Consider the following 14,355-nt stretch of genomic DNA (forward strand, 5'->3'; position numbering starts at 1 on the left):
TATTTTAGACTATTTTTCCGTTCCCTGGTCAGTTTAATGGTAGAATGAAAGATCCTTGCTGCTGGAGGCGGTTGCCAAAAGCGGCCTTGTTGTCCAAAAGGGGAAAACTATGAATAGCTACGAAACAATGTATATTTTGCGTCCTGATTTATTAGATGAGCAAGTGAATCAGACGATCGAAAAGTATCAGAGTATGCTGCGCGATCAAGGTGCTCAAGATCTGAGCGTTCAACTTCGTGGTAAACACCGTTTAGCCTACGAAATTAATAGACAACGTGATGGAATCTATGTACAAATGAATTACCAAGCTAATGGTAGTGTGGTGGCTCCGATGGAAAGAGCAATGCGCTTGAGCGAAGAAGTAATTCGTTACCTGACAATTAGGCTGGAAGATGTTTCCCCGAAAGCAGCAGCATCCGCAGAAGCCGAAGCTGAAACCGCAGATGCAACTGCTTAGATTTTAATTTGGATTTCCATTTGTAGAGATATCGATCAAATGTCTCTACTTTTTGGCGTTCAAAGTATAGCAAATCTTCAAGAATTCTATACTATAGGCTGCTCATCCTATAATAAGCATGATAGAATGTCGCTTGCACAGACCAAAAACGGCAAGTTGGCGAAATCTTCGAGGAGTTGAGCCATTGTGAGCCAAATCGACACCCCCTTTCAATCCCTGCAATCAGAAGTTTCTCATCTGCGTGAGGAATTGCAACTGCGAGATCAACTGGTTCAACAGTTGTCTCAAGAATTGTTCCGGTTAGTCAAGGGAAATACAACTTTCCTACCCGCGCCGGAATTATCCCAACAGCATCAAGCTCAAATGCAAGCTATGCAAGAGCAACTGCAAGGGGTAGAACAACAAGTGAAGTTCTACCAAGAGCAGATTTCCGATCGCGATGCTGAAATTTACCACCTGCGCCAGTCTGTTCAAGAGTTAACCGATCGCAGTCGAATGCTCGAACAAGTGGTACAGGAATTACCGCAAATTTATCGTCAGAAATTTACCGAACGCCTTGCACCAATTAAAGAAAAGGTGGCAATGCTACAACGGGAAAATCGTCAGCTTCATGCAGAATTGCAAAGTCTAACTTATCGTTTAGCAATTAAAAGTCGCAGTTCTAACGCCAGACTTGATTTGCCAAGCTTCCCCAAAATGGGAGGTGCTAGAGTTAGTCTTCCTGGTTTTAGTAATGCTTGAAGTCTGGATCGTAGTTGATGCGGAGGTGAATGCTACTGGTGAATTAGTGGCAACATCTCCCGCAACTGCAATCATGATAGAGGCTTTGCGAAAAGCTATTGCAGAATCCTGCACAACAATCAAAGTTTTCGGAAAAAATAATATAAATTCCCTAAAGTTACCAAAGGACGTGGTATTTTGTCCTTTAACTTTGCAGCTTCCTAATAATTTTGATTTCCCGGAAAAAACTATATTTAAAGCTTGCGAAAAGGTAGAATTTTTCCGTTATTTAATATCAGAAAAGTTTGGCTATGTGACTAGATCGGGTAACTTTTGGTTGCCTGTGGTTTTAACTGAAAAAGGGCCAGTTTATGCAGAAGCGATCGGTCTAAGAAACGAAATTTCACCAGGTTTAGCAGTTGAGTTAAATTACTCTCAGCCAGTGCATTTCTCTGATGCGATGCGTCAGCAACTTTATCAGATGGCGTACAATATCCTTAAGTTTTTAAATGCTTCGCCAGCTACTTATTTAATTCAATTTGGGTTTATCGACCAAGAAATTTGGTTCGATCGAGTTTGGCCCTTTCCCGCTGCACCTGCGATCGCCAGTATTGACACCCAAACCCCCGATTTATTTACCTGCCATTGGTACTGTTTAACCAATCAACCAATTATTGATTTAACAATTGGCTAGCTATCGGCAAGCAAGATGCCTGCCCTACAAGTCGATCGAGCCAAAATCTAAAATTGATTGACACTGTTGGAGAAACTAAGCCAAGATTAGGATGAGTGTTAACCTTTGTTAAGGCTGTAGCAGATGTCATTAGAAGTGATTTCCCTGGAGAATATCCAGGAACTCGCAGGTCAATATGGCTACTGGGCGGTATTTATCGGAATTTTATTAGAAAATCTGGGAATTCCACTGCCTGGTGAAACTATTACTATTGCGGGAGGATTTTTAGCTGGTAGCGGCGAATTGAATTACTGGTTGGTTTTAGGTAGTGCGATCGCAGGCGCAGTTTTAGGCGGTAACTTTGGTTATTTAATCGGTAGATATGGCGGTTGGGCGTTGCTTTTATCTATAGGAAAAATTCTCCGCATTCAGGAAGAAAAACTGGTAGAACTCAAGCAGCAATTTAGCGAAAACGCCGGAAAAACCGTATTTATTGGTAGATTCATTGCTTTATTGCGGATTTTCGCCAGTCCCTTAGCGGGAATAGTCGAAATGCCATACCTCAAATTTATGGCTTACAACATCGCTGGCGCAACAGCTTGGGGCGCAGTCATGGTCAGTTTGTCGTTTTTCGCTGGAAAAGTTGTACCTTTAGAACAATTAGTAGCTTGGGCCGCCCAATTTGCAGTCTTAGCATTATTAATAGTAGCTGCTTGGATTTTCGTTCCCTTCTTGTGGGAATTGCGCCAAACCAAAGAATCATAAATCAATAACTTGAAAAAAATGCAGAGAGAGGAAAATATACTTGCTCCTCTCTCTATTTTTTTTGCACCGTTCGTAACAAGGAACATCGCTGTGCATAGACAAAAATCAATGGTTATCCTTAAAAAAATGATTTGTATCTATCTTATGAACATGGCACAATATGTTCAGGGTTGAGAAAAACCTCTACTTTCAATAATTTCATAAAAATTGGTTCAGTAAAACCAGCAAGACTTTATTACTTGCTAGGCTTTATTTGTGGGATTGCCGCTTATGCACAAAGGCTAATTGGCAATCCTCAATAATGCTATTTTGAGGAATTACCGAACTATTAATAAGTGAATGTAGCATCGTTTCTTAATAGGGAAACGGTGATTTTTTTGCTGCTAATTAACAGTAAAACAGCGTTTAAATAAGCAATTTATATAAGCAAAATAAACCAATTTTGTATCAATAAAACTATAGGTATTCAATCGAAAACTCTAATTTTAGATTTATTTAAGGTCGTGTTATACTGACTTCAACACAAATTAAACAACCCAAATAAAGGGGTTAACCGTAAAAATAAATAACGAATTAAGTTGCAGAAAACGTCTAAAAACTTTTTCGTACTTTTGATATTAACGGAACCTCTTATTCAAGAATCAAACGGATTCTTTTACTAAAAGGAAACATCATGTTTTCTGCTAGATTCTGATGGATTTAAACAAGTTTGATTGATAAAGCTTTGCTGTTGGAGGATGTTATGGAACAGTTTTCTAGTCCGGTTTCTAGACGTAAATTCTTATTAACTGCTGGGTTGACTGCTGCTAGTTCTGTATTATTAAAAGGTTGTTTGGGAAATCCCCCAGAACCGGGCAATCAAGCCAGTAATGCTGCACCAGCAAATAACACTGCAACTACTGCAAATACAGCAGTTCCGGTTGCCAATGTGAGTGGTGCAGCGCCAGAAACAAACACTGCCAAGATTGGATATATTCCGATCGTAGAAGCAGCAGCCCTAATTATTGCCAAAGAAAAAGGCTTCTTTGCAAGGCATGGGATGAACAATGTCGAAATTTCCAAACAAGCCAGTTGGGGTGCTGCTAGAGATAACGTAGAAATTGGTTCTGCGGGTGGTGGAATTGATGGCGGACAGTGGCAAATGCCGATGCCCTATCTAATTTCTGAAGGGAATATTACCAAAGGCAATCAAAAAATTCCCATGTACGTTTTGTGTCAATTAAACACACAAGGAAATGGGATTGCGATCGCCAATCAGCACAAAGGAAAAGGAATTGACCTGAAACTTACCCAAGGCAAATCTTTAGTAGGGCAATTAAAATCTCAAAACAAATCTTTTACTGCTGCACATACATTCCCCGGAGTTAATCAAGACTTTTGGATTCGCTACTGGCTAGCAGCTGGAGGCATCGATCCCGACTCAGAAATTAAACTACTAACTGTTCCCGCAGCCCAAACAGTTGCCAACATGAAAACAGGAACAATGGATGCTTTTAGCACAGGCGATCCTTGGCCTTATAGAATTGTGGCAGATAAGATTGGCTATTTAGCAGCTTTAACAGCAGACATTTGGAAACATCACCCAGAAGAATATTTAGCAATGCGAGCAGATTGGGTGGACAAAAATCCTAATGCTACCAAAGCGATTTTAAAAGCAGTAATGGAAGCGCAAATGTGGTGCGATGACTTTAATAATCGACCAGAATTAGCGCGGATTCTGTCAAGTCGGGAATACTTTAACGTTCCAGAAAATGTGCTTTTAGATCCATTCATGGGCAAATATGACATGGGTGATGGTAGGATGGTTGACGATCGATCGATGGCATCTTTGTACTGGAAAGATGACAAAGGTAGCGTGTCTTATCCCTACAAGAGTCACGACCTTTGGTTCTTAACAGAAAGCGTGCGTTGGGGTTATTTACCTCCTGAAACTTTAACTAATGCCAAAGCGATGATTGACAAAATCAATCGGGAAGATATTTGGCGCGAAGCAGCTAAAGAATTGAATGTTGCTGCTGCTGATATTCCCACCAGCACTTCTCGTGGTGTGGAAACATTTTTTGATGGCGTTCAGTTTGACCCAGAAAATCCCAAAGCTTATCTACAAAGTTTGAAGGTGAAGAAGGTCAACATTTAAGTTTTTGTTAATGGGTAGTTAAGCTGTTACGCATTTAAAAGTTATATTGTAGGGTGCGTCAGATTTAGATATTTTCCTTTCTATATCAGGCTTTACCGTCTGACGCACCCTACTCGTTAATAAGTGATTTAAATGCGTAACAGCTTAGTAATCGGTAAGCCAAAGAAATATTTGGGATTACCTACCCATTTCAAGTTGTCCCACAAGTAAAAGCTGGAAGTTTTTCCACACAGTATAAGGAACCCTAAGACCATGACTACACTGCAAAGAAGATCCGTTAGAACGGCACAAAATCCCTGGATTGCTAAAATTCAAAAGACATTGCCGGATATTATTCCTCCAGCGATCGCGATCGCGATCATGTTAATACTTTGGCAAATCTTTTCTTTCTTTCCAGGTGTTACACTTCCCGGTCCAATACAAGTTGTTCAAGACACTTGGATTTTAATTTGGTGGCCTTTCTACAGAAAAAGTGACATAGACGTTGGGTTATTTTGGCAGATTTTTGCTAGTTTACAACGGGTAGCGATCGGTTACTTTTTTGCCGCAGTAGTTGGGATTGCTTTAGGCATTTTGGTTGGTACGAATAAAATGATGTCTAAAGCCTTAGACCCAATTTTTCAACTATTGCGAACCGTTCCGCCTTTGGCTTGGGTGCCGATCGCTTTAGCAGCTTTACAGAAGAACGAACCCGCCGCTTTGTTCGTAATTTTCATCACTGCGATTTGGCCGATTTTGATTAACACCGCAGTGGGAGTTCAACAAATTCCCCAGGACTATAACAACGTTGCCAAAGTATTGCAACTCAACAAGAAGAAGTACTTTTTCAAGATTTTGATTCCTTCCGCTTTGCCTTACATTTTCACTGGTTTGAGAATTGCGATCGGTCTAGCTTGGTTAGCAATTATCGCTGCGGAAATCGTGATGTCCGGTGTAGCTGGAATTGGCTTCTTCATCTGGGACGCATACCAAACAAACAACATTAGCGAAGTGATTTTGGCACTGTTTTACATCGGAATTGTTGGTTTATTACTCGACAAATTCATGGCTTGGTTACAAACCAGAATTCTGCCCGAATAAGACTTAGTTGAATGGTGCGTTACGCTATCGCTAACGCACCCTACGGATCGCTACAAATTACTTCACCAACTAGCAAAAAATTACCCAAGTAACCACTATGTCTGTTTTCGTTGCAGTTGATAATATCGACAAAGTTTTTGACCTATCCAACGGCGGTCAATATGTCGCCCTCAAAGGTATAGACCTAGAAATTAGAAAAGGCGAATTCGTTTCATTAATTGGTCACTCTGGTTGCGGTAAATCTACCTTATTAAATATGATTGCGGGTTTAGATTTACCCACTGAAGGAGTAGTAAGTTTAGAAAGTAAAAGAATCACTAAACCTGGGCCTGACCGGATGGTGGTATTTCAAAATTACTCGTTACTGCCTTGGTTAAATGTGCGGGAAAACATCGAATTGGCAGTAGATGAAGTAATGGGAGATCTGCCAAAAGGTGAGAGAAAATCAATTGTCGAAAAGCACATTGATATGGTAGGTTTGCGACCCCATGCAGACAAACAACCTGCGATGCTTTCCGGGGGACAAAAACAGCGAGTTGCGATCGCCCGTGCCCTAGCCATCCGTCCGAAATTATTATTATTAGATGAACCCTTTGGCGCATTAGACGCATTAACCAGAGGGAACTTGCAAGAAAGATTGATGGAAATTTGCGACGAGTACAAAGTAACATCAGTGATGGTAACTCACGATGTTGACGAAGCGGTACTTTTGTCCGATCGCATTGTCATGTTAACCAATGGCCCAGGTTCCAAAATCGGGCAAATCTTAGATGTAGATATTCCCCGTCCCCGCAAACGGATGGAAGTAGTAAATCATCCGAATTATTACAGTTTGCGGAGTGAAATGATTTACTTCTTGAACCGTCAAAAACAAATTAAAAAGCGTCAAGCCAACAAAACTCAAGTTGCTATTTCGCGCAACAATTTAGAAAAAGTGAACTTGGAAATTGGTTTTGTACCATTAACAGCTTGTGCGCCTTTAGCAGTAGCCAAAGAAAGAGGTTTCTTTGCTAAATACGGTTTAGAAGATGTTAAGTTAGTTCGGGAACCTAGCTGGCGTGGCATTGTTGATGATATGGTAGCCGGACAATTGGATGCTGCCCAAATGCCTGCGGGGATGCCTTTGTGGTTAACTTTAGGTGGTAATAGTGGGCAACCAGTTCCGGTGGTTACTTCCTTAACAATGGCGCGGAATGGAAATGCAATTACCTTAGCCAAACGTTTTTATGAACAAGGAGTTTACACCTTATCAGATCTGAAGAATTACCTGCAAAAATCCAAAGATCAACAGCACGTTTTTGGCATGGTACATCCTTCTTCAATGCACAATTTGCTGTTGCGTTATTGGTTAGCAGCAGGAGGAATAGATCCCGATCGAGATGTGAGTTTAGCGGTAATTCCTCCCGCCCAAATGGTATCCAATTTACAATCAGGAAACATTGACGGATATTGTGTAGGGGAACCTTGGAATATTCGGGCAGCAGTAGAAGGAAGTGGATTTTCGATCGCCACCGACTTAGAAATTTGGTTAGGACATCCCGGAAAAGTTTTAGGTGTACGGGAAGACTGGGCGATGGCATATCCGAGAACTCACGTAGCATTAGTAACTGCACTTTTAGAAGCAGCACAATTCTGTTCTCAAGAACGCCACTATGAAGAAGTCCGGCAAATTTTAGCCAGACCAGAATACGTAGGAACCGATATTGAATATATTCAAATTGGCGATCCTAACGTCGCAGTTTGTAGCTTAGAACATCACCGAGAATACGCCCATCACCTATTTTTTGGAGAAGGCGTTAACCGTCCAAGCCGTACCGAACATTTGTGGATTTTGACCCAAATGGCACGTTGGGATAAAGTTCCATTTCCCCGCAACTGGTTAGAAATCATGGAACGTTTATGTCGCGTCGATGTCTTTAGTATGGCAGCCAGGGAAATCGGCTTATTCAATTTTAGTTACACCCGTGGAAAAATCGAAATGTTTGATGGATCGATCTTCAATTCCGAAGACCCATTAAGTTATCTCGCCAACCAAAAAATCAAACGTGAATTCCGCATAGAAGAAGTGGTATTGCCCGTTCCCGGCAGATTGAAAGTCGCTTAATTTGGGGGACTGAGGATTGGGGATGACAGGCAAGATGCCTGTCCTAAAGTACTTCTCCATCTCTTCTCTCTGTGTCCTCAGCCTCTCTGTGGTTCAAAAAAACTCTTTCTTTTCTTCTCTTCCTTTGCGTCCTTCGCGTCTTTGCGGTTCAAAAAAAAACCCCTCGTACACCTCAAATAACTCAGGAAAATGCCAACCTTGAAAAACCCGACCACTAACCCAACTCAAACAATCAAAACTCCTTTAGCTGTAAAATCAGCCAGAAAAGAACCATTTTTAATCTTTGAAAGTGTCTCCAAAGCCTTCCCCACACCGAAAGGCCCTTATGTAGTTTTAGAAGATGTTAATCTGAAAATTCACGAAGGGGAATTTATCTGCGTCATTGGGCACTCAGGTTGTGGAAAATCCACATTATTAAATATGGTTTCGGGTTTTTCCCGTCCTACAACTGGGGAAGTAAGATTGCGTACCCACCCGATCGTCAAACCAGGGCCAGACCGCATGGTAGTATTTCAAAACTATGCTTTGTTACCTTGGTTAACTGCGTTTGAAAATATTTATTTGGCAGTAGATTCAGTTCACCCAGAAAAATCGGAAGCGGAAAAAAGAGAGATTGTTCAACACAATTTAGGGATGGTAGGATTGTTAGAAGCTGCTAATAAAAAGCCGCAGCAACTTTCCGGGGGGATGAAACAGCGGATTTCGATCGCCCGTGCCCTCTCAATTCGTCCCGAAGTGTTAATCTTAGATGAACCTTTTGGGGCGTTAGATGCAATTACCAAGGAAGAATTGCAAGAAGAATTGCTAAGTATTTGGAACGAATACCGAATGACAGTATTAATGATTACTCACGACATTGATGAAGCGTTGTTTTTAGCCGATCGCTTAGTGATGATGACCAATGGCCCAAGAGCCAACATCGGGGAAATTCTCAACATTCCTTTTCCTCGTCCGCGCGATCGGACTAGAATCATGGAAGATCCAGAGTACTACAACCTCCGCAACTACGCCCTCGATTACCTCTTCCGCCGCTTCGCTCATGATGATGAGTAATATCAGATTTCCTTATACCTGTGTGGTTTAAAACCTCCAGTGTATACCAGAGGTGAGCCTTCTCACCTCTTTCTTGTGCAATATTACTTTAAATGCTATACAGATTTGTCATTGTTTAGTCGATATATAGATTTTAATCTATAGTAACGATTGACACTATCAATCAAATAAAATTAAAAAAGTCTTAAATTCATAAGAAAATTTGATACATTGTTACTTAACAACTAGCCTGTTGCTCAACTGGCTAGAAATTGTTGGCACATTAATGGCTTCGTAAATACGCAAATATTAATCTGCCTGAAGGTGAAAACAATGGATTGAGATGATTCAAATCCATACCTTCGTTTACCCATAATATTGCTGAAATTTGAGGGGTAATCCTGATGTCTCAGTTCTTGCTCCAAACAATTTGGATGGTACCTTTATATCCCTTAGTCGGGATGATTTTAACAATACCCTGGTCGCCCGGAGTCATTCGCCGCACAGGGCCAAGACCATCCGGTTATGTTAACCTTGTCACAACATTTTTGGCTTTTCTGCACGGGTTATTTGCTCTCCCAGCAATTTGGCACCAAGCACCCTATCAACTTTTCATTCCTTGGCTGCAAGTAGCTAACTTAGACCTAACTTTGCCCTTGGAAATCTCCACCGTGACAGTAGGAGCTACAGTTGTAATCACGGGGTTAAACCTATTAGCGCAAATTTTCGCCATCGGTTATTTGGAGATGGACTGGGGTTGGGCGAGATTCTTTGCTTTAGTCGCATTTTTCGAGGCAGGAATGTGTGGTTTAGTACTGTGCAATTCCCTATTTTTTAGCTACGCCATCCTCGAACTTTTAACGCTGGGTACCTATTTACTCGTCGGATTTTGGTTTAACCAATCATTAGTAATCACAGGCGCAAGAGATGCCTTTTTAACCAAACGAGTAGGAGACTTATTTCTACTCATGGGAGTTTTAGGACTTTATCCGATTACCCAAACCTGGAACTTCACCGACTTAGCAGAATGGGCATCAACTGCCCAAATTGACCCAAAACTCGCTGCATTATTGGGCTTAGCTTTAATTGCAGGGCCATTGGGTAAATGCGCTCAATTTCCCTTACATTTGTGGCTAGATGAAGCAATGGAAGGCCCCCTTCCGGCTACGATTTTACGGAATGCTGTAGTTGTCGCTACTGGCGCTTGGGTATTAGTGAAAATTCAACCAGTTTTAGCTCTCTCTCCAGTCACCGAGTCAGCAATGTTTATTGTGGGTGGCGCGACTGCTGTTGGTGCTTCTTTAATCTCTATAGCCCAAATTGATATTAAACGTGCTTTGTCTTACCTCGTCAGCGCCTACATGGGTATCGTTTTTATTGCTGTAGCTGCTGAACAAACCCAAACAGCATTGTTATTAACCTTCACTTATGCACTCAGCATGGCGCTTTTGGTGATGGGTGTTGGGGGAGTAGTTTGGAATAACATCACCCAAGATTTAACAAAATACGGTGGTTTGTGGTCGCGCCGACCAGTATCAGGATTTGCCTTTATTATTGGTGCAATGGGGTTAATTGCCTTACCACCATTGGGCGGTTTTTGGTCAATGCTAAAACTAGTCGAAAATCTGTGGGTGTCTTATCCATTTATAGCTGGATTAGTGTTAGTAGTTAACGCGATCGTTGCCTTGAGTTTGACTCGCACTTTCGGCTTAGTCTTTGCTGGTCAAGTCAAACAAATGACTTACCGTTCGCCTGAAATTCATTGGCCTATGGCTTTGCCAATGGTTATTTTAAGCGGCTTTAATGTTCATGTTCCATTGTTACTTTTGAAATGGAAAATGCTACCCAATTTAGAAAATGTTAATCTAACGGTGGCGTTAATTTTAGTAGTTTCTAGTTTAGCTGGTTTCGCTTTAGGTGGCTTGATTTATCTGAACAACAATTGGCAAAAACCAGTGCAGTTAAGTTGGAAACCTTTGCAAGATTTTTTCGCTTACGACCTTTACACTGCCAAACTTTATAAATTGACGATCGTGTTTGTCGTTGGTTTGGTTTCTCGTGTGATGTATGCGATCGATCGCTACTTAGTTGATGGCATAGTCAATCTCACCGGAATTGCCACAGTTTTCAGCGGACAAACTCTCAAATACAACGTCTCTGGCAAAGGTCAATTTTATCTCCTAAGCATTCTCTTGGGCGTTTCCTTACTAGTAATTTTGGTTAGCTGGCCCTTTTTATCCCAACTATTAATTGTCAGCAAATGAGTAAGGGCGGGAAATAAGCAAGGGCGGGTTTTGTTGCCAGGTGATCTCTGAGAAGGAAAAGTTATTTTCTAAACCCGCCCCTACATTCAAAACTATCTTCCTGACTCAAAACTCAACACGCAAAACTCAAAACTTGACTAATCACCATGCTGAGTACTTTAATTTGGTTGCCTGTCATTGGTGCTGCTATTATTGGAGTCTTACCCCAGGAAAAAGCAGCCCGCAACGCTCGAAATTTAGCTTTAATTGTAGCTAGCGTCATCTTTTTTTGGACTATTTTCATCCTGTCCAAATTCAGTATTAACAATCCCGGTTTTCAATTTACCGAATATCTACCTTGGATTGAAACTTTGGGTTTATCCTATCATTTGGGTATCGATGGGATATCTTTACCGTTAGTAGTTTTAAACGGTTTGCTGATTTGGATAGTCATTTTCAGTAGTGGGGAAAATATTGCCCGTCCCAAACTTTATTACTCGTTAATTCTGTTAGTTAGTGCTGGTTTGGCGGGTTCTTTTTTAGCCCAAAATTTGCTACTTTTTATCCTGTTTTACGAAATAGAACTTATCCCCCTTTATTTATTAATTGCGATTTGGGGTGGTTTAAAACGGGAATATGCAGCAATTAAATTTTTGCTCTATACAGCAGTTTCAGGGATTTTGATCTTAGCTGCTTTCTTAGCTTTGGGTTGGTTAGCAGGAAGTACCGTTCCAGGTGCTACTCTCAATTTTGATTATGAAACAATTAAATCAACAATTTTGCCTTTTAGTTGGCAAATTCCTTTGTTAATTACTTTATTAATCGGTTTTGGAATCAAAACTCCTTTAGTTCCTTTCCACACTTGGTTGCCTGATGCTTATGTAGAAGCTTCTCCACCAATAGCAATTCTTTTGGGAGGCATTTTAGCGAAGTTGGGAACTTACGGTTTAGTGCGTTTTTGTTTGGGTTTATTTCCTGATGCTTGGGGAACTGTAGCGCCTAGTTTGGCAGTTTGGGCAACAGTGAGTGTAGTTTATGGGGCATTAACTGCGATCGCCCAAAAAGATATCAAAAGAATGGTCGCTTATAGCTCGATCGGACACATGGGTTATGTGCTCTTAGGACTCGCCCCCGCAACACCTTTAGGAACTGTCGGCGCAGTCGCCCAAATGTTCAGTCACGGTGTTATTTTAGCGGCACTTTTCTATTTAGTTGGTGTAGTCGAAGAAAAAGTTGGTACACGCGAATTAGATGTGCTCAATGGTTTAATGAATCCGATTCGCGGTTTACCTTTTATTAGCGCCTTTCTCGTAGCAGCAGGAATGGCAAGTGCCGGAATTCCAGGTTTAGTAGGTTTCATTGCTGAATTTGTAGTTTTTCAAGGCGCTTATGCAACATTTCCGATCCCAACTTTAATCTGTGTCGTAGGCACAATGTTGACCGGAGTTTACTTTGTAATTCTGTTAAATCGCACCTGTTTTGGCAAGTTGGATAATGCTACAGCTTATTATCCCAAAGTTTTATGGAGTGAACGAATTCCCGCTTTAATCTTAGTAGGTTTAACTTTCTTTTTAGGTGTACAACCTACTTGGTTAATGCGTTGGAGCGAACAAAGTAGTACTGCTTTAGTCGCATCCGTACAAATTCATCCCCAACAACAAATAGCTAAAGTCATCGAACCTCTGAAAAAGTAAAGTTCGTTGTCAGCACTTCAGTGCTTCAACGCTGAAGCGTTTACAACGAACTTAGTTTATTAGAAGTAATTTACTCATACAATTGTAAGGAAGTAAGATGGTACAAACTCCGGTTAAATCTTCAGGCAAATTGCCTCCTTCTAGGCATAAGTATGCTGATGTTGTGCATCGTTTGGAAGCTGGCGGCGCAATGTTACCTGACACGCCAGAAAATTTGATGCAAATTATCGGTCTTTATAAGGCTTATGCCGTACCGATGGATTTTTATTGGCGGGATTTGCTTTATATTGGGGAAAAAGTTTTTGTCGATCCTTTGCCTTTCTTTAAGTACTTTTTGCCTAAAGAGTATTTAGATTTACATAATCATTATCAAGGCGATGATGCAGATTATCGGGTGTGGAGAAAGGGAGAAGCTACCGCACATCCTGAACTTTTAGAGTTTATGGATAAGGGAGAATTAAAGAAGAATTTTCCTCGGATTTTTCATCACCTTTGGCACGATCGCATTAACATGGAATTTGCCGAGGAATGTATGCGTTCCATGCTTTGGCATCGCCTTAGTGGTGGGATGGATCTTTATTTGGATACCCCGGAATATAAGAAGGCAGCTGATGAGGCGATTAAGTCTTATTTTAAGGGTAATCCGGCAATGTTAACCCTGTATAAGTTGTTCCCAGATTTATTTTTGGAACAATGTCGCCAAGCTTCTTATTATGCTAACTTGGGTTTATTCTGGGAAGTAATGGCTCCGGTGTTTTTTGAGATTAGCGATCGCTACGACTCAGGAGAAATTACCACCGTTCCACAAGCAATGGATTTCCTGGTAAATTGCATTTTTATTGCTGCTGGAAGACCAATTTATCACCATGTAAAAATCCGAGATGAAGTGCATAAAATCATTCCCAAAGATTTAGGATTAATGTGGTTATATGATGCAGCTTTGCCTTATGTAGAAGCGGTTTTTTACCGCACTTCACCTTTCCGAGGTACGAAATCTTACAACGCCCAAGCTAAAGAAATTCCCGAAAAACAAGAAGATTTCCACTATGGAATTCTCTACGCTGATGTGTTTCCTGTAGGTACAGCGGGTATTCCACCAACACAATTAATGCAGGATATGTTCCATTTCTTACCCCCATATCTGACGGATTATTATCACAAATATTGTCGCAATGAAGATGATATGTTAATCCAATTGGGGATTAGTTTCCAACGTTCCATGTATGTGGTAACATCAGCAGTTTTTCAAGCTTTAAGAACTGCTTTGTTATATCCTTTAGACGATCCAAATCCAAAACATTTAATGGCAAATCGCCAATTCTTTGAATCTCAACTCGATCGTTTCTTGCGCCCAGAAGCAAGAATCGGTAGCATTCAAAATCAAGAGTACAGGTAAATCAAGGTTCGTTGTAAACGCTTCAGCGTTAGCGCACTGAAGTGCTGACAACGA

The 14,355-nt window shown here is 41.0% G+C and carries 11 protein-coding genes; all 11 read left to right on the plus strand.

From position 1 onward, the window contains the following. Positions 1–109 precede the first annotated feature (109 nt). The 11 genes from rpsF (at position 110) to ACE1B6_RS23975 (ending at position 14,301) form a co-directional block, all read left to right on the plus strand. Entirely contained in the window at positions 110–457 is a 348-nt protein-coding gene (gene rpsF, locus ACE1B6_RS23925; RefSeq protein WP_413259786.1) for a 30S ribosomal protein S6, read from the plus strand. Positions 458–643: 186 nt separating this feature from the next. Then, a complete protein-coding gene (locus tag ACE1B6_RS23930) occupies positions 644–1,198 on the plus strand; it encodes an Npun_F5560 family protein (protein ID WP_459563093.1) in 555 nt (184 codons plus the stop codon). Continuing rightward, positions 1,191–1,871 carry a hypothetical protein gene (locus tag ACE1B6_RS23935; RefSeq protein WP_413259787.1) on the plus strand — a complete coding sequence of 227 codons (681 nt, stop codon included), beginning with the start codon at positions 1,191–1,193 and terminating at the stop codon, positions 1,869–1,871. The genes ACE1B6_RS23930 and ACE1B6_RS23935 overlap by 8 nt, the downstream gene beginning before the upstream one ends. A 123-nt stretch (positions 1,872–1,994) precedes the next feature. Continuing rightward, positions 1,995–2,615 carry a DedA family protein gene (locus ACE1B6_RS23940; protein ID WP_413259788.1) on the plus strand — a complete coding sequence of 207 codons (621 nt, stop codon included), beginning with the start codon at positions 1,995–1,997 and terminating at the stop codon, positions 2,613–2,615. Between the two features lie 742 nt (positions 2,616–3,357). Then, a complete protein-coding gene (locus ACE1B6_RS23945; protein ID WP_413259789.1) occupies positions 3,358–4,752 on the plus strand; it encodes a CmpA/NrtA family ABC transporter substrate-binding protein in 1,395 nt (464 codons plus the stop codon). Between the two features lie 252 nt (positions 4,753–5,004). Further along, entirely contained in the window at positions 5,005–5,832 is an 828-nt protein-coding gene (gene ntrB, locus ACE1B6_RS23950; protein ID WP_413259790.1) for a nitrate ABC transporter permease, read from the plus strand. Between the two features lie 97 nt (positions 5,833–5,929). Then, the gene (locus ACE1B6_RS23955) at positions 5,930–7,936 is read left to right on the plus strand and encodes an ABC transporter ATP-binding/substrate-binding protein (RefSeq protein ID WP_413259791.1); all 2,007 of its coding nucleotides are present in this window, start codon (positions 5,930–5,932) and stop codon (positions 7,934–7,936) included. Positions 7,937–8,125: 189 nt separating this feature from the next. Continuing rightward, the gene (locus tag ACE1B6_RS23960) at positions 8,126–8,989 is read left to right on the plus strand and encodes a nitrate ABC transporter ATP-binding protein (RefSeq protein ID WP_459563094.1); all 864 of its coding nucleotides are present in this window, start codon (positions 8,126–8,128) and stop codon (positions 8,987–8,989) included. 383 nt (positions 8,990–9,372) lie between these two features. Continuing rightward, positions 9,373–11,232 carry an NAD(P)H-quinone oxidoreductase subunit F gene (locus tag ACE1B6_RS23965; RefSeq protein ID WP_413259792.1) on the plus strand — a complete coding sequence of 620 codons (1,860 nt, stop codon included), beginning with the start codon at positions 9,373–9,375 and terminating at the stop codon, positions 11,230–11,232. Between the two features lie 146 nt (positions 11,233–11,378). Further along, positions 11,379–12,905 (plus strand): NADH-quinone oxidoreductase subunit M, encoded by a 1,527-nt coding sequence (locus tag ACE1B6_RS23970; protein WP_413259793.1) that lies wholly within the window; start codon positions 11,379–11,381, stop codon positions 12,903–12,905. 97 nt (positions 12,906–13,002) lie between these two features. Continuing rightward, a complete protein-coding gene (locus tag ACE1B6_RS23975; protein WP_413259794.1) occupies positions 13,003–14,301 on the plus strand; it encodes a CO2 hydration protein in 1,299 nt (432 codons plus the stop codon). The last annotated feature ends 54 nt before the right edge of the window (positions 14,302–14,355 follow it).

The sequence above is a fragment of the Floridaenema fluviatile BLCC-F154 genome (genome assembly GCF_041929135.1).
Classification (GTDB): Bacteria; Cyanobacteriota; Cyanobacteriia; order Cyanobacteriales; family Aerosakkonemataceae; genus Floridanema; species Floridanema fluviatile.